This is a genomic window from Roseitranquillus sediminis (assembly GCF_016918935.1).
Lineage (GTDB): Bacteria > Pseudomonadota > Alphaproteobacteria > Rhodobacterales > Rhodobacteraceae > Roseitranquillus > Roseitranquillus sediminis.
Genome location: NZ_JAFFOB010000015.1, coordinates 199,872 through 215,927 on the forward strand (window position 1 = coordinate 199,872; position 16,056 = coordinate 215,927).

Below are 16,056 nucleotides of genomic sequence, written 5' to 3' on the forward strand. Positions count from 1 at the left end.
CCCGCCCGCCCACCCCGCCTCGTCCCGCGCCGGCCGGCCCGGCGTTCCGCCGGCCCGGCGGTCAGAGCCAGCGGTCGCGCCTCGTGCCCACCGCCTCGTCCACGTTGGCGAAGCCGCGCGCGGCCAGCAGGCGGTCGAGGTCGCGGGCGATCCGCGCGCCGACGGTGACGCCCTCGAAGACCATCGCCGTGTAGAGCTGCACCGCCGACGCGCCGGCCTCGATCTTCGCTAGCGCCTGCTCGGCGGTGGCGACGCCGCCCACGCCGATCAGCGGGACGTCGGTCAGCCGCGACAGCCGCGCCAGCACCCGCGTCGAGCGCTCGAAGAGCGGCGCGCCCGAGAGCCCGCCCGCCTCGCCCGCATGGCGCGAGCGGAGGCCCTCGCGCGACAGCGTCGTGTTGGTCGCCACGATGGCGTCCACGCCGGTCTCCTCCGCCACCGCCGCCACGTCGGCCAGCGCCGCCTCGTCGAGGTCCGGCGCGATCTTCAGCCAGACCGGCAGCCGCCGCTCGCCCCGCGCCGCGATGACGCCGGCGAGCAGCGCCGCCAGCGCGTCGCGCCCCTGCAGGTCGCGCAGCCGCTCGGTGTTGGGCGACGAGACGTTGACCGTCACGAAGTCCGCATGCGCTCCGGCGAGCCGCAGCACCTCGGCATAGTCCGCCGCACGGTCCGCGCTGTCCTTGTTCGCCCCGAGGTTCAGCCCCACCGGCACGCCGCGGGGCCGGTCCCTCAGCCGTGCCGCGATCGCCTCGGCGCCGTCGTTGTTGAAGCCGAAGCGGTTGATCGCCGCCCTGTCCTCGTCCAGCCGGAAGAGCCGCGGCCGCGGGTTGCCCGGCTGCGGCCGCGGCGTCGCCGCCCCGACCTCGAGGAACCCGAAACCCGCCCGCGAGAGCGCGCCCAGCGCCACCGCATTCTTGTCGTAGCCCGCCGCCAGCCCGACAGGGTTCGGCAGCTCCAGCCCGCCCACCCGCGTCGCCAGCCGCGCGGACGTCACCACTCCCGGCAGCGGCACCAGCCCGGACCGGAGCGCCGCGAGCGAGAGCCCGTGCGCCCGCTCCGGGTCCAGCCGGTGCATCAGCGCCAGCGCCGCGCGCTCGATCATGGGCTCAGGAGATCACGTGGGGCAGGGGCGCCTCGGGGTCGATCTGCACCGCCCGCTCGACTTCGGCCCGCTCCAAAGGCCGGTAGAGGTGCGGGAACATCTCGCCGCCCCGTGCCGGCTCCCACTTCAGCGCGTCGCCCAGCCGGTCGGCCTCGACCGAGAGGAGCCACAGCCCCGCCTCGCCCTGGAAATGCTTGGCCAGCGTCCCCGACACCTGCTCGGCGGTCGAGAAGTGGATGAACCCGTCCTCCACGTCCACCGGCGCGCCGTCGGTCTGGCCGTCGCGCTCCAGAGCCCGCCACTCGTCCTCGCGCAGGATCTTGTAGATCAGCATGGCCACGGGGATGACGCGACGGCGGCCTGTCGTCAAGGCGTAGCAATCGCTGGACAAGGTGACGGCCGCAACGCCAATCTGTCGCCTGCATCCAACGAGGGGGACCACCATGCACCGCCTGATGATCTCGGCCGCCGTACTGGCGCTCGGCGCCGGCTCGGCCGCGGCCGAGTACCAGATTACCATCCTGCACACCAACGACTTCCACGCCCGGTTCGAGCCGATCAGCGCCTTTGACTCGACCTGCGCGCCCGAGGACAACGAGGCCGGCGAGTGCTTCGGCGGCTCGGGCCGCCTCGTCACCGCGATCGAGGAGGCCAAGCGCCGCACCAACAACTGGCTGCTCGTCGACGGCGGCGACCAGTTCCAGGGCACGCTCTTCTACAACTACTACAAGGGCGCGGCCTCGGCCGAGATGATGAACAAGATGGGCTACGACGCGATGACCGTCGGCAACCATGAGTTCGACGATGGCCCCGAGGTGCTGCGCGAGTTCGTCGACGCCGTCGAGTTCCCGATCCTGATGTCGAATGCCGACGTCACGCAGGAGCCGCTCCTCGCCGACGCGATCCGGAAGTCGACCGTCATCGAGAAGGGCGGAGAGAAGATCGGTCTCATCGGCCTCACCCCCCAGGACACCCACGAGCTGGCGAGCCCCGGCCCCAACGTCACCTTCTCCGACCCCGTCGCCGCGGTGCAGACCGAGGTCGACCGCCTGACCCGCGAGGAGGGCGTCAACAAGATCATCGTGCTCAGCCACTCGGGCTACAACGTCGACCAGCGCGTCGCCGACCAGACCTCGGGCGTCGACGTCATCGTGGGCGGCCACACCAACACGCTCCTCGGCGACATGGAGGGCGCGCAGGGTCCGTACCCGACGATGGTCGGCGACACCGCCATCGTGCAGGCCTACGCCTACGGCAAGTTCCTGGGCGAGCTGAACGTCACCTTCGACGACGAGGGCAACGTGATCTCGGCCGAGGGCGAGCCGCTGCTGCTCGACGCCGCGATCTCGGAGGACGAGGCGACCGTCTCGCGCATCGGTGAGCTGGCCCAGCCGCTGGAGGAAATCCGCAACCGCGTCGTCGCCGAGACCGCGGCCCCGATCGAGGGCAGCCGCGACGTCTGCCGCGCCGAAGAGTGCGAGATGGGCAACCTGATCGCCGACGCCATGCTCGCGCGCGTCCAGGACCAGGGCATCGACGTCGCCATCGCCAATTCGGGCGGCATTCGCGCCTCGATCGACGAGGGCGAGGTGACGATGGGCGAGGTGCTGACGGTGCTGCCGTTCCAGAACACGCTCTCGACCTTCCAGGTCACCGGCGAGACCCTCGTCGAGGCGCTCGAGAACGGCGTCAGCCAGATCGAGGAGGGCGCCGGCCGGTTCCCGCAGGTCGCCGGCATGTCGTTCAGCTTCGACCCCTCCGCCAACCCCGGCAGCCGTGTCAGCGACGTGATGGTCGGCGGCGAGCCGATCGACTCCAACGCCACCTACGGCGTGGTGTCGAACAACTACGTCCGCAACGGCGGCGACGGCTATTCGATGTTCGTCGATGCCGAGAACGCCTACGACTACGGCCCCGACCTCGCCGACGTGACGGCCGAATACCTGGCCGAGCAGGGCCCCTACGAGCCCTACACCGACGGGCGCATCACCCGCGTCGAGTGATCACCCTGCCGGGGTGGCCACAGCTGCCCCGGCCCTCAGCCTGCGCGAAAGACGGCCCTGAGCAGGTCCTGCATCTGGCGCGTGTCGTAGGGCTTCGTCACCCGCGGCACGTCGCGGAACTCGGGCTCGAGCGAGTTCGCCTCGTACCCGGTCAGGAACACCACCGGCACGCCCGTCGACAGGAGCTCCCGCGCCAGCGGGTAGGAGGTGTGGCCGTTCAGCTTGACGTCGCAGATCGCGCCCTGAAGCGAATGCGCCCGCGCAAGTTCCCGTGCCTGTTCCAGCCGACCTGCGGGTCCCACGACCGTGCCGCCCAGTTCCTCGACCATCTGCTGCACGTCGAGTGCAGCCAGATACTCGTCTTCGAGGACGAGAATGCGGCGCCCCTCCAGAAACCGCTCTGTCATCAGTCGTCCTTGGGCAAGGGAAACACGATCCGGCATTCGGCGCCGTCCGAGTGCAGCGTGAATTCCGATGTGCCATCCAGCATGTGCGGCACGCTCCGCTTGATGATCTCGGCTCCGAAGCCGCGAATGGGCGTCAATTCATCGATCTCCACCCCCGTCTCACGCCAGTGGAAATGAACATTCCCGCCATTGCGTTCCACGCGCCACGTCACGGCGACGCGGCCGCCAGATTTGAGCGCGCCGTACTTGCCGGCATTCGTGGCCAGCTCGTGCACCGCCATGGCGAGCGCCTGTGCGTTATGCGGGCTCAGGCACAGGAACGGCCCGTCGGCGGTGTAGCTCACGCCGCGTTCGGCGCCGACCGCCTCCAGCTCCACGCGCACGATCTTGGCCAGCTCGACCTCGTCCTCCGGGCTCTTCAGCAGCAGATCCTGCGCACGTCCCAGCGCCGCGACCCGCGACATGAACGCGTCGAAGAAGCCGTCCAACGTGTCGTTGCGCCGGCGCGTCTGGTTGGCGAGCGCGCGGACGTTGTTAAGTATGTTCTTCACCCGGTGCTGCAGCTCGGCCATGAAGACCTGCTGCCGCCGCTCGTGCTTCCGCCTCTCCGTTACGTCGCGGATCGCGAGGATGATGAGGTCGAGGTGGTCCAGCCTGCGGCCGTTCAGCATCATGGTGCGACGGCCGAGTCCTTCAAAATCGTGCTCGACCTCGTAGTCGTCGAACGACCATTCCTCCGGCAGGATCCTTTCCAGCACCTCGCGCAGATCAGGAATGTTCCACTGGCCGTTGCCGAGCTCGTAGATCTTGCGGCCCTCCGTCTCCTCCGGCGTGACATCGAACTGCTCGTAGAACGGCTGGTTCGCCGAACGCACGCAGAGATCCCAGTCGAGAATCAGAAGGCCCTCACGCACGCTGTCGATCAGCTTCTCGCCGAACTCCCTGCGGCCCTCGATCTCGTCGCGCTGGCGCTCGCTCTCCGTGATGTCGTTGATTGCGAGGACGATGCGGTCGCCACGCTCGGGACGATGCATCCGCCGCGCGTTCAATAGCATGATCCGCTCGCCCAGTTGCTCGAAGTCATGCGCGACGCGATAGTCGTGCACCGCCTCCTGCTCGCTCAGCACCTCCTGCAGCAGCCGGCGCAGCTCGGGGATGTTCCACTGTCCGTTGCCGAGGTCGTAGAGCCGGCGCTTCTCCGTCTCCTCCGCCGTCACGGCGAAGGCCCGGCAGAAGGCCTCGTTCACCATTTCCACCTCGAGGTCGCCCGTCAGGACCACGATTGGCTGCGACACCGTCGCCACGATCTGCTCCGCGTAGCGGGTGTCGCTCGATGACATTCGTGTTACCTCCTCCTTCGTAACGAGGGAACTGCGCCGGCTGTTCCCGCCACGCCCGGTCTGACTGCCCGCCGACCTAGGTCCGACGACATCGGGAATCATATTGAAAAGTTGCACGAACTTGCATATGACGCCTTCCATTCTTGTACGAAGTTGCAAGAATCCGGCGCATGTGCGGACGGTTCGCGATCACGCTGCCCCACGATGCGATGGCGCAGCTCTTCGACGCGCTCCCGGCGAATGACCTGCCGGAAGTGCCGAATTACAACGTCTGCCCCACCGATCCGATACACGTCGCCACCGCCGGCCGCCGCCTTGTCTCGATGCGCTGGGGCCTGATCCCTTCGTGGTACGAGGCGCCGAACGACGGCCCGCTCCTCATCAACGCCCGTGCGGAAGGCATTGAACATAAAGCGGCTTTCCGGCAGGCCGTGCGCGAGCGCCGCTGCCTCGTCCCGGCGAGCGGCTTCTACGAATGGACCAAGGACACCGACGGCAACCGCCTGCCGTGGTACATCACCCGCCGCGACGGCGCGCCCATGGCGCTCGCCGCCATCTGGCAGGACTGGGGCCGCGAAGGCGAACGCCAGCCCACCGTCGCCATCGTCACCACCGCCGCCAACGCCGAAATATTGAGCCTTCACAACAGGATGCCCGTCATCCTCGAGCCCGTGGACTGGCCCCTCTGGCTGGGCGAGGCGGGCCCCGGCGCGGCCCGGCTGCTCGGCGGCGCCCCCGACGGCACCCTCGACTACCATCGCGTCGACCCGGCCGTGAACTCGAATCGCGCCCGCGGTCCGCACCTCGTCGAGCCGCTGGCGGCATGAACGCCCGCGCTGTCCGCAACCCGTTGCCGGGAAACGAGAATTGAAGGCCATCCTGCTGCTCCTCGCGTCCGCCGTCGCGGCCCCCGCGCAAACGTCGCTCGGCGCCGACGCCTTCGACGCCCTGACCCGCGGCCGCACCTTCCTCTACTCCGAGCAGGGTGTGCCCTACGGCGCCGAGGACTACCTGCCGAACCGCCGCGTGCGCTGGTCCTACCTCGACGGCGCGTGCATCGAGGGCGAGTGGTTCCCGGCGGGCGACATGATCTGCTTTCGCTACAACGCGCTCGACGACCTGCAGTGCTGGACCTTCTATCGCCAAGACGGCCGCCTCGCCGCCCGCTTCGCGGGCGATCCGCCGGAGCGCGACCTGACCGCCGTGGAGCAGACCGATCCGCTCGTCTGCCCCGGCCCCGACCTCGGCGTCTGAGCCGCGAAACGCTCAGAAAAGCGAGCCCTGTGCCGGTGGCTTGCGGCCTGGACGTCGCTTCGGCCGCGCCGCGCCTTCGGGCGCGACGGTGACGTCGCCGTCGCGGAACTGCACCCTGAGGGTAGTCGCCGCGCGCGCGGCCGCCGCCTCGGTCAACACCTCGTCGCCGGACCAGACGACCGCGAAACCGCGCCCAAGCGTCGCCTCGTAGCCCAGTGACTCGCGCATCCGGTCGAGCGCCTCGAGCCGCGTCCGCTGTTCGGCCGTGCGTGTCGCGGCGATCCGCGACAGCCGGCGCAGCGCCTCCTCGAGGCGGAGGCGGGTGCGGTCGCGCTGACGCACGAGGCCCTGCGGCCTGAGGCGCGCGGCGCAGCGCTCGAGCTCCCTCCGGCGCAGCCTCTCGCCATTCGCCACAGCGGACCCGAGCCGCCGCTGGAGGGTCTCCAGCCGATCATGGCAGCGGTCGTTGCGCGCCTTCAGCGTCGAGGGCCGGAGCACGCTGCCCGCCGCCTGCAGCTCGGCCCGGCGCCGCGTCACCACCGCGCGCAGCGCCGCCGGCAGCCGTTGCGATGCCCAGTCGAGGCGCTGGCGCGGCGTCTGGGTCAGCGTATCCGGCCGGGGCAGCGCGCGAGAGAGATCGCGGAGCCGCTGGCCGCGCGTGCCGAAGCCCTGCGCCAGAGCGCGGGAGAGGCGCGCGCCCTGGCCGTCGGCCCAGGCGATCAGTTCGCGGCGCACCGGCACCGCCATCTCGGCCGCGGCGGTCGGGGTCGGCGCGCGGCGGTCGGCGGCATGGTCGATCAGCGTCGTGTCGGTCTCGTGCCCCACCGCGGAGATCAGCGGGATCTGCGACGCCGCCGCGGCGCGCACCACCGCCTCCTCGTTGAAGCCCCAGAGGTCCTCGATGGAGCCGCCGCCGCGCGCGACGATCAGGAGGTCGGGCCGCGGGATCGGGCCGCGGGGCGCGAGCGCGTTGAACCCGGCGATGGCGCGGGCGACCTCGGGGGCGCAGGACTGGCCCTGCACCGCGACCGGCCAGATCAGGACGCGGCGCGGAAAGCGGTCGCGCAGGCGGTGCAGGATATCGCGGATCACGGCGCCGGAGGGCGAGGTGACGACGCCGATCACTTCGGGCAGGAACGGCAGCGGGCGCTTGCGCTCAGGCGCGAAGAGTCCCTCGGCCTGCAACGCGGCGCGGCGCTTCTCGAGCATCGCCATCAGCGCGCCGAGGCCGGCGGGGGCAATGGTCTCGATCACGATCTGGTACTTGGACTGACCGGGGAAGGTGGTGAGGCGGCCGGTGGCGATGACCTCCATCCCCTCCTCGGGCATGGTCTCCAGCCGCGCCGCCTGACCCTTCCAGATCACCCCGGCGAGGCAGGCGCGGTCATCCTTGAGGTCGAGATAGACGTGGCCGGAGCGCGGGCGGGAGACGCGCCCGACCTCGCCGCGCACCCGGACGTGGTCGAAGGAGCCCTCGATCGTGCGCTTCACGGCGCCGGAGAGCTCGGAGACGGTGAACTCGGGCGCGTTGCCGCCGGCGATGTCTTCGATGAGGTCGGACATGACGCTTGGTGCCAGCCCCGCCCGGACGGATCAAGCCCGGCGCCGGCCCCCTCGGCGGGCCGCCCGCCCGCCCACCCCGTCCCGCCGAGGGGGCCGGCGCTTGCCGCGGGTGGCGTCCTCTCCTAGGCAGGGGCCGGAGCTAAGCGAGGCGTCCCTGTGAACATCCTGATACTCGGAGGCGGCGGGCGCGAGCATGCGCTGGCCTGGGCCGCGATGCAGAACCCGAAGTGCGACCGGCTGATCGTGGCGCCGGGCAATGCCGGCATCGCCGCGATCGCGGAATGCGCGCGGATCGACGTGCTCGACCCGGCGGCGGTGGTCCAGTTCGCGGGAGACAACGCTGTCGACTTCGTGATCGTCGGCCCCGAGGCGCCGCTGGTGGCGGGCGTGGCGGACGCGCTGGCGGAGGCGGACATCACCGTCTTCGGCCCGAGCGCCGCGGCCGCGCGACTCGAGGCGTCGAAGGCCCATACCAAGGAGATCTGCGACGCGGCGGGCGTGCCGACCGCCGCCTGGTGGCGCTTCGACGGCCCCGCCGCGGCGGCGGCGCATGTGCGGATGAACGGCGCACCGATCGTGGTCAAGGCGGACGGCCTCGCCGCGGGCAAGGGCGTCACCGTGGCGCTGACGGAGGCGGAGGCGCTGGCGGCGCTCGAGGCGCTCGACGGGCCGGTGGTCCTCGAGGAGATGATGACGGGCGAGGAGGCCTCGTTCTTCGTGCTCTGCGACGGCGAGATGGCGCTGCCGATCGGCACGGCGCAGGATCACAAGCGCGCCCTTGACGGCGAGCGCGGACCGAACACGGGCGGCATGGGCGCCTACTCGCCCGCGCCGGTCCTGACGGACGAGATCGCGGCCCTGACGATGGAGCGCATCGTCCGGCCGACCCTGGTGGAGCTCGTGCGGCGCGGCACGCCCTATCGCGGGCTGCTCTATGCCGGGCTGATGATCGAGGATGGACAGCCGCGCCTCGTGGAGTACAACGTCCGCTTCGGCGACCCGGAGGCGCAGGTCCTGATGATGCGCCTCGGCGCGCAAGCGCTGGACCTGATGCAGGCCTGCGCCGAGGGGCGCCTGGACGAGGCGCGGGTCAACTGGGCCGACGATCATGCGCTGACGGTCGTGCTGGCGGCGGAGGGTTATCCCGGCACCTACGAGAGCGGCAGCGAGATCCGCGGCCTCGACGCGCTGCCCGAGGACAGCAGCCACATGACGTTCCACGCCGGCACCGCCGAGCGGGACGGTCGGATCGTAGCCATCGGCGGGCGCGTGCTGAACGTCACGGCCCGCGGCGCGACGCTGGCCGAGGCGCGCGACCGGGCCTACGCGATGGTCGATGCCGTGGAGTGGCCCGAGGGCCGCTGCAGGCGGGACATCGGCTGGCGGGCGCTCGACGGCTGATCCGTCACGGACCTCACGCCGCGCAGCGGCGGAGTGCACTCCTGCCGTCGCAAAAAATGCGTCAGCATCAATAGCTTCAGCTGCCGCCTTCGCGCAGAAAGGCGACTGCGCGGCGGTGCATGCGACGCAGCCATCCAGGCGGTAGCGGAACATATTGGCGCTTCACCGATTGGTGAGCCAGAACCACCACGCTACGGAGGACGAACATGGTTTCGGTACATTTGAAGCGGCTGATGATGGGTACGGCCCTGACGCTGCCCGCCGCCTTTGCAGTCACGCCCGCCGCCGCTCAGGAGGACCCTTGCGTCCAGCTGGAGCAGTTCCTGCAGCAGGATCTCCCTGAAGGCGTCAGCCAGACCGAGGAGGAGCTGAACCAGATCATCCAGGCGGCCGACCTCGAGCAGTGCCGTGTGGTCGCCGTAGAGATCGGACGCCTGCAGGAGGAGCAGCAGGCCGCCGGCGAGACCGACCAGGCTCAGGAGACCGAGCAGGCCGAAGGTGAGGTCGCCGCCGAGGGCGAGCTGGCCGAAACCTCGACCGCGCGCGTCCAGCTCGAGGACGAGGTCGTCATCGAGGGCCTCGTGTTCCTCGAGCGCACCGCGCCGCAGGTCGACATCGAGCAGGGCGAGACGGAGGTCGTGGTGAACGAGACCGCGCCGGACGTCACCGTGCGCGAGCAGCCGGCTGAGATCCTGATCCGCCAGGCGTCGCCGACGATCCGCGTCGACATGCCCCAACCCACGATCACGATCGAGAACCCCGCGCCCGAGATCATCGTGACCATGCCGCCGCCGGGCGTCGATGTGGCGAGCGCGCGTCCTCAGATCGAGGTCCGTCAGGCCGAGCCGACGGTCCGCGTGACGCAGACCAACCCGAACGTGGAGCTGGAGCTGCGTCGGGTCGAGGAGGGCGAAGAGCCGCAGGGCGTCCAGGTGCAGGACCGCGCCACCGGCGAGACCATCGCGCAGGGCGAGCAGCGTCAGGCCGAAGAGGCGCAGGTCAACATGACCCAAGCGCAGGCCCGCGTGAGCTATGCCGCCGAGGAAGGCTCGCAGCAGGCGAACGTGCAGGTCGAGCGGGCTGAGCCGACGATCCGCTTCGAGAGCGCCGAGCCGACGGTCGAGTTCAGCTCCGCAGGTGATCCGCAGGTGCAGTTCACGCAGGTGGGCGAGCCCCAGGTGACCTTCCGCGAGCAGGCCGAGGAAGGCGAGCAGATGCAGGCCGCCGAGGGTGAGCAGCCCGAGGGCGCAGAGCAGATGCCGCTGGCCGAGGGTGAGCAGGCCGAGGCAGAGATGGACGCCGCGGCGGAAATGGACGCGGCCGGACAGGAGGTCGAGCAGGCCGCTGAAGAGGTCGGTCAGGAGGCCGAGCAGGCGGCTGAGGGCGTCGAGGCCGAGATGCAGGAGGCTGGCCAGGAGGCCGAGCAGGCAGTCGAAGGCGTCGAAGCCGAGATGCAGGAGGCTGGCCAGGAGGCCGAACAGGCCGTCGAAGGAGCCGAGGCCGAGCTCGAGCCGGTCGCCGACCCGGTTGCCGAGCCCGCCGCCCAGGGCATGGGCGCCGGAATGGGTGCCGGCATGGTCGAGCGTGAAGGCTATGCGATGGTCGAGGTGAACGAGGTCGACGTCGAGAACCTCACCGGCACCGATGTCTACGGCATGAACGACGAGGACGTCGGCGAGGTCAGCGACCTGATCCTGTCGGCCGACGGCATGGTCGAAGGCGCAATCATCAGCGTCGGAGGCTTCCTTGGCCTGGGCGAGAAGCAGGTCATGGTCCCCTTCGACCAGTTGACGCTGCTGCGCTCGGAAGCCGGTGACGACCTGCGTGTCTACATCGACGCGACCGAGGAAGAGCTAGAGGCGATGGAAGCCTACGAAGGGTGAGCGCTCTCCGTTTCGGGAAGGGGCCGCCTCCGGGCGGCCCTTTTTCTATGCTGACCCTTCGCCTTGTCTTGGCGGTCGAGGGCGAGGGCGAGGCGCCGCGCGTAGAACGCCTGCCAGCCGGCGGCGGGCGGATGGCGCAGGAAGTGCGATCGGCGGATATCCCAGGCCTCGGTCTCTGGGCCGGCAGCCTCGTTGCCGGTCGCGCTCAGCCGGCCGCCCATGTTGTAGACGGTCAGCTCGCTTAGCCAGACGGTGCGCCCGTCCGTCAGCAGGTCCACCCGCATCTGGTCGAACTGCGCACCGAGGCGCCTCGCCACGTCCTCGGCCACGTCGAAGGTCGCGGGCAGGCCGCCCTCCCACAGCTTGTCGGAAACGTCGGCACGCTGGCCGGTGTCGACAAGGCGCATGCCGTCTGCGTCACAGGCGTAGCGGCGGCCGGCCATCTCGCCGAACCGCCCGACGATCTGCACCATCCGCAGGATCCGCTCGCCATAGGTGTAGAACTTCAGCTCGTGCAGCGTCGTGCCGGGGGCGCCGACATGCTCCTCGACGAACAGGCGGCGCGGGATCTGGGCATAGCCCCACTCGCCACAGTAGCCGGCATAGTCGGCGGCGAGCCAGCGCACCGCCTTGCTTCGCAGCTTCGCGCGGTCCAGCTCGCCCCGGCGGACGACGAGGTTCATCGCGCTGCCGTGGTTCGCCTTGACGACGACGTCGTGGGCAAAGACCTCCTCGGGGATCTGATCGGGCTCGGTTCCCGACCAGAGCGTTCGCGGCACGACGAGGTTCGGGACGACCCTCCGCGCCCATGCCTTCACCGCGAGCTTGTCCGAGATCACAGGAAAGCGCGGATCGTGGTCGAAGATCTTTCGCCAGGCGAACTTTTCGTTGACTGTCTGCGGCATCGCGATGCGCGGGCGCCGCCGGCCCCCGTGGCGGTAGGCGAAGCGCGCCGCGACGGGGTGCGAGAGGCAGGCATGAAGATCGACGGCGAGAAAGAGCGCGGCATCGAACGCGCCGCTGAGCTTGCGCCCGAAGTTGGTGCTCATGTCAGTCGGCCCACTCCCAGGGGCGGGTATAGTCGCCGAGCACCTGTGCCACGCGCACGTCCTCCTCCGGGCCGGCGCGGTGCAGGCGAGCCACGAGCCCGCGCCTGCGGTCATCGATCACCTCGGCCACCCGCGTCTCCAGCCCGGCGGCGGCGAGCGCCTGGTCGTAGATCCGGGCGATGGCGCGCTTGCGCAGATCCGGCTTGAAGATCTTGCCCACGGCCGTCTTCGGCAGCTCGTCGAGGATCTCGATGTACTTAGGCATCGCCGCCCGTTCGGTGATCCGCTCGCGGGCGAAGGCGCGTAACTCCTCGACCGTCGCCTCGGCGCCCTCGCAGAGCTCGACGTAGGCGCAGGGCAGCTCGCCCGAATGCGCGTCCGGCTGGCCGATGGCGCCGACGAAGGCGACGGCGTCGTGCCCCGCCAGCGCTTCCTCGATCAGCGCGGGGTCGACGTTGTGGCCGCCCCGGATGATGAGGTCCTTGGCGCGGCCGGTGATCCAGATGTAGCCGTCCGAGTCGATCCGGCCGAGGTCGCCGGTGCGCAGGTAGACGTCGTGGTGGAAGAGGTCGTTGTTCTTGTCCCGCTCCGTGTAGGTCGAGCCGGGATTGACGCCGGGGCTGGCGATGCAGATCTCGCCCACCTCGTCGGTCGCGCACTCCTGCACCTCGCCATGGCGGTGCAGCAGGATCCTGACGTCCGTGTAGGGGAACGGGATCCCAACCGAGCCGATCTTCTTGCTGCCGCCCGGCGGGTTGCATGAGACGAGGCAGGTCGCCTCGGTCAGGCCGTAGCCCTCGACGATGTTTACATCGGTCGCCTTCTCGAAGCGGTTGTAGAGCTCGACCGGCAGCGGCGACGAGCCCGAGAAGGCGAGCTTGAGCGAGGAGACGTCGGCGTCCACCGGGCGCTGCATCAGCGCGCTGATCGCGGTGGGGACGGTGATGACGAAGCTGATCTTCCAGCGCTCGATCAGCTTCCAGAAGTTGTCGAACACGCCCTCGCCGCGATAGCCGGCCGGCGTGGGGTAGACGACGTGTGCGCCGGAGGCGAGCGAGGACATCACCACCACGATAGCGGCAAACACGTGGAACAGCGGCAGCGGGCAGATCAGGTTGTCGTCCTCGCGGAAGAGCAGCGTCGCGCCGATCCAGCCGTTGTAGACCATGCCGGAATAGCGGTGCTGCGCGATCTTGGGCAGGCCCGTCGTGCCGCCCGTGTGGAAGTAGGCCGCCACCCGGTCGCCGGCGCTGTCGGCGAAGTCGAGGGTGCGGTTCTGGCGCGCGACCTCCGCCGCGAAGTCCAGAACGCGCGCCTTGTGGCGCACCCTGGTCCTGGGCCGGATCAGGGGCACGAGCCAGGACTTCGGCGGCGCGAGGTAGTGCCGCAGGTCGACCTCGAGCACCGTCTCCACCCCCGGCGCCTCCTCCAGCGCGGCGGCGACCTTGGCGGCGATGTCGGTCTTGGGAAAGCCGCGCAGCGTCACCACGACCTTTGCCTGCGTCTCGCGCAGGATCCCGGCGATCTGTCCGGACTCGAGCAGCGGGTTGATCGGATTGACGATGCCCGCCACCGCGCCGCCGAGCAGCGTTACCGCCGTCTCGACCGAGTTGGGCAGCACGAAGGCCACCACGTCGCGCTCTCCCACGCCGAGGCTGCGGAAGAGGTTCGCGGCCTGCGTCACCTGGGCGTGCAGTTCGCTCCACGTCAGCGTTATCGCCTTGTCGCGCGGACCCGACTGGATCTGGTAGCTGACCGCGCTGCGGGCGCCGTGCGGTCCGGCCGTCTCGCTCAACATCCGGTAGATCGTCTGCGGGACGCCGCGCGCGTTCCACGGCATCTCGTTCTGGATCGCCTCGGCATCTGCCTTGGACGCGAATGAAGCCATGGCGGGCGACCCTCCCCTGTCGTCCTTCGGCTGCGCCACCCGGGCGGCGCCATCGGTGCCCGACACTAGCAACGGGTCGCAGCGCCGGAAAGCGCGACCTTGCGGCCTATTCGGCCGCGATGCCCTCCGTGAACTGGAGCCGCGCGAGCCGGGCGTAGAGTCCGCCCTGTGCCACCAGCCGGTCGTGCGTCCCCTCCGCCACGATCCGGCCCCTGTCGAAGACCAGGATGCGGTCGGCCCGCTTCACCGTCGCGAGCCGGTGCGCGACCACCAGCGTCGTGCGATCACGGCTGAGCCGGTCCACTGCGCGCTGGACCGCCGCCTCGCTCTCGGCGTCGAGCGCGCTGGTCGCCTCGTCGAGCAGCAGCACCGGCGCGTCGCGCAGGATCGCCCGCGCGATGGCCACGCGCTGCTTCTGCCCGCCCGACAGCATCACGCCGCGCTCGCCGACCTCGGTGTCATAGCCCTGCGGCAGGTCGGCGAGGAAGTCATGTGCAGCGGCGGCGCGGGCGGCTGCCTCGACCTCGGCGTCGGACGCCTCGGGCCGGCCGAAGCGGATGTTCTCGCGCGCCGTCGTGGCGAAGATCACCGGGTCCTGCGGCACCACCGCGATGGCGCGGCGGAAGTCGGCGCGCACCATCTCGCGCAGGTCCACCCCGTCGAGCCGGACCGCGCCGCCCTGCGGGTCGTAAAACCGCAGGAGGAGCTGGATCACGGTCGTCTTGCCCGCCCCGGACGGGCCGACCAGCGCCACGGTCTCGCCCGGTTCTATGTCGACGCTGACGCCCTCGAGCGCGGCGTCTTCGGGGCGCGACGGATAGCGGAAGGTGACGTTCTCCAGCGTCACCCGCCCCAGGACCGGCTTCGGCAGCGCGCGCGGCGCGGGCGGATCCTGCACTGCGTCGGTCGTGCCGAGCAGCTCGACCAGCCGCTCGGTCGCTCCGGCGGCGCGCTGCAGCTCGCCCCAGATCTCGCTCAGCGCGCCGACCGAGCCTGCGACCATCACCGCGTAGATCACGAACTGCACCAGCTCGCCCACGCTCATCGCCTCCGCGCGCACGTCGCGGGCGCCGACCCAGAGCACGCCGATGATGCCCGAAAAGACGAGCAGGATCACGATCACCGTCATCACCGCCCGGACGCCGATCCGCTTGCGCGCGGCGTCGAAGCTGCGCTCGGTCACGTCGGCGAAGGCGCGGCGGCTCGCGCGCTCGTGGGTGTATGCCTGCACCGCCTGCACCGCCAGCAGCGCCTCGGACGCACTGCCGGAAGAGGCGGCGATCCAGTCCTGGTTCTGCCGGCTCAGGACGCGCAGCCGGCGGCCCAGAACCACGATCGGCACGATGATCGCCGGCACGATCAGCAGCACCAGCCCGGCCAGCTTCGCCGAGGTCCAGAACAGCAGCGCGAGCCCGCCGATCAGGATCAAGACGTTGCGCAGCGCCACCGACACCGACGATCCGACTACCGACAGGATCACGGTGGTATCGGTGGTGATGCGGCTCAGGACCTCGCCCGTCATGATCCGCTCGTAGAACGCCGGCGAGAGGCCGATGACCCGGTCGAAGACCGCCTTGCGAATGTCCGCCACCACCCGCTCGCCCAGCCGCGTCACGAGGTAGTAGCGCAGGCCCGTTCCCACCGCGAGCAGCGCCGCCAGGCCGAGCGCCGCGATGAAGTACTCGTCGAGCAGCGCTACCGCCGAGGTCTCGAATCCGTCGACGACGCGGCGGACCGCAATCGGCAGCATCAGCGAAACGGATGCGGTCAGCACCAGCGCCGCCAGCGCCGCCATGAGCAGCGCGCGGTAGGGGCTGAGGAACGGCCACAGCGCCGCCAGCGCGCCGACGCGCCTGGATCTGTCCCGCTCGCTCACCGCCTGCGCCATGACACCTCCGCCGCCGCGCAGGATTAGCCGCGTCCCGCTCGCGCGGCAAGCCGCGGGCGGACCGGTGCGCTGCGCGGCGAGGCGGATCGAAGAAGGCGCCGGCGAGAGGGGATTCGCTACACAGAAACGGGCGAACGTGATTAACTCAAAGTCACCTTCAACCTCGGGAGGAGTCTCGCGATGCAGCTCCGGAAACGCGTCCTCCTCGCGCGCGTCGTCGCAGATCAGGGCACTCTCGTCAGGTACGACTTCCTCGGCCAGAGCACGTTCGTCGCCCT

At 70.3% G+C, this 16,056-nt stretch carries 13 protein-coding genes; 5 read left to right on the forward strand and 8 right to left on the reverse strand.

What is annotated here, in order from left to right; translation table 11 throughout:
* Window positions 1-61: 61 nt before the first annotated feature.
* Both JM664_RS09065 and JM664_RS09070 read right to left on the reverse strand, forming a co-directional pair.
* A complete protein-coding gene (locus JM664_RS09065) occupies window positions 62-1,102 on the reverse strand; it encodes a quinone-dependent dihydroorotate dehydrogenase (RefSeq protein ID WP_227419586.1) in 1,041 nt (346 codons plus the stop codon).
* A gap of 4 nt (window positions 1,103-1,106) precedes the next feature.
* Window positions 1,107-1,436, reverse strand: coding sequence for a DUF952 domain-containing protein (locus JM664_RS09070; RefSeq protein WP_227419587.1), 330 nt, complete (start codon window positions 1,434-1,436; stop codon window positions 1,107-1,109).
* A 109-nt stretch (window positions 1,437-1,545) separates the two neighbouring features.
* Here JM664_RS09070 and JM664_RS09075 point away from each other — a divergent pair, with 109 nt between their 5' ends.
* Complete coding sequence (locus tag JM664_RS09075) at window positions 1,546-3,105, forward strand: bifunctional metallophosphatase/5'-nucleotidase (RefSeq protein WP_227419588.1); 1,560 nt, start codon at window positions 1,546-1,548, stop codon at window positions 3,103-3,105.
* A gap of 35 nt (window positions 3,106-3,140) precedes the next feature.
* On the opposite strand, the gene JM664_RS09080 is transcribed toward JM664_RS09075, so the two are convergent.
* Both JM664_RS09080 and JM664_RS09085 read right to left on the reverse strand, forming a co-directional pair.
* Entirely contained in the window at window positions 3,141-3,512 is a 372-nt protein-coding gene (locus JM664_RS09080; RefSeq protein WP_227419589.1) for a response regulator, read from the reverse strand.
* Window positions 3,512-4,852: a sensor histidine kinase gene (locus JM664_RS09085; RefSeq protein ID WP_227419590.1), complete on the reverse strand. Its 1,341-nt coding sequence runs from the start codon at window positions 4,850-4,852 to the stop codon at window positions 3,512-3,514. Before JM664_RS09085 ends, JM664_RS09080 begins: the two co-directional genes overlap by 1 nt.
* Window positions 4,853-5,022: 170 nt before the next feature.
* Here JM664_RS09085 and JM664_RS09090 point away from each other — a divergent pair, with 170 nt between their 5' ends.
* Both JM664_RS09090 and JM664_RS09095 read left to right on the forward strand, forming a co-directional pair.
* Complete coding sequence (locus JM664_RS09090; RefSeq protein WP_227419591.1) at window positions 5,023-5,679, forward strand: SOS response-associated peptidase; 657 nt, start codon at window positions 5,023-5,025, stop codon at window positions 5,677-5,679.
* A gap of 40 nt (window positions 5,680-5,719) precedes the next feature.
* On the forward strand, window positions 5,720-6,106 hold the full coding sequence (locus tag JM664_RS09095; protein ID WP_227419592.1) for a hypothetical protein: 387 nt from the start codon (window positions 5,720-5,722) through the stop codon (window positions 6,104-6,106).
* Between the two features lie 12 nt (window positions 6,107-6,118).
* On the opposite strand, the gene xseA is transcribed toward JM664_RS09095, so the two are convergent.
* Entirely contained in the window at window positions 6,119-7,669 is a 1,551-nt protein-coding gene (gene xseA / locus JM664_RS09100; RefSeq protein WP_227419593.1) for an exodeoxyribonuclease VII large subunit, read from the reverse strand.
* A gap of 156 nt (window positions 7,670-7,825) precedes the next feature.
* Between xseA and purD the strand changes: the two genes are divergently transcribed.
* Together purD and JM664_RS09110 are read left to right on the forward strand one after the other, a co-directional pair.
* The gene (purD, locus tag JM664_RS09105) at window positions 7,826-9,070 is read left to right on the forward strand and encodes a phosphoribosylamine--glycine ligase (protein WP_227419594.1); all 1,245 of its coding nucleotides are present in this window, start codon (window positions 7,826-7,828) and stop codon (window positions 9,068-9,070) included.
* 206 nt (window positions 9,071-9,276) lie between these two features.
* Complete coding sequence (locus JM664_RS09110) at window positions 9,277-10,953, forward strand: PRC-barrel domain-containing protein (RefSeq protein WP_227419595.1); 1,677 nt, start codon at window positions 9,277-9,279, stop codon at window positions 10,951-10,953.
* On the opposite strand, the gene JM664_RS09115 is transcribed toward JM664_RS09110, so the two are convergent.
* The 3 genes from JM664_RS09115 to JM664_RS09125 form a co-directional block, all read right to left on the reverse strand.
* A complete protein-coding gene (locus JM664_RS09115) occupies window positions 10,941-12,002 on the reverse strand; it encodes an ATP-grasp fold amidoligase family protein (protein WP_227419596.1) in 1,062 nt (353 codons plus the stop codon). The genes JM664_RS09110 and JM664_RS09115 overlap by 13 nt on opposite strands.
* 1 nt (window position 12,003) lies before the next feature.
* The gene (locus JM664_RS09120; RefSeq protein WP_227419597.1) at window positions 12,004-13,890 is read right to left on the reverse strand and encodes an acyl-CoA synthetase; all 1,887 of its coding nucleotides are present in this window, start codon (window positions 13,888-13,890) and stop codon (window positions 12,004-12,006) included.
* Window positions 13,891-13,996: 106 nt separating this feature from the next.
* Window positions 13,997-15,778 (reverse strand): ABC transporter transmembrane domain-containing protein, encoded by a 1,782-nt coding sequence (locus JM664_RS09125; protein ID WP_227419598.1) that lies wholly within the window; start codon window positions 15,776-15,778, stop codon window positions 13,997-13,999.
* Between the last annotated feature and the right edge of the window lie 278 nt (window positions 15,779-16,056).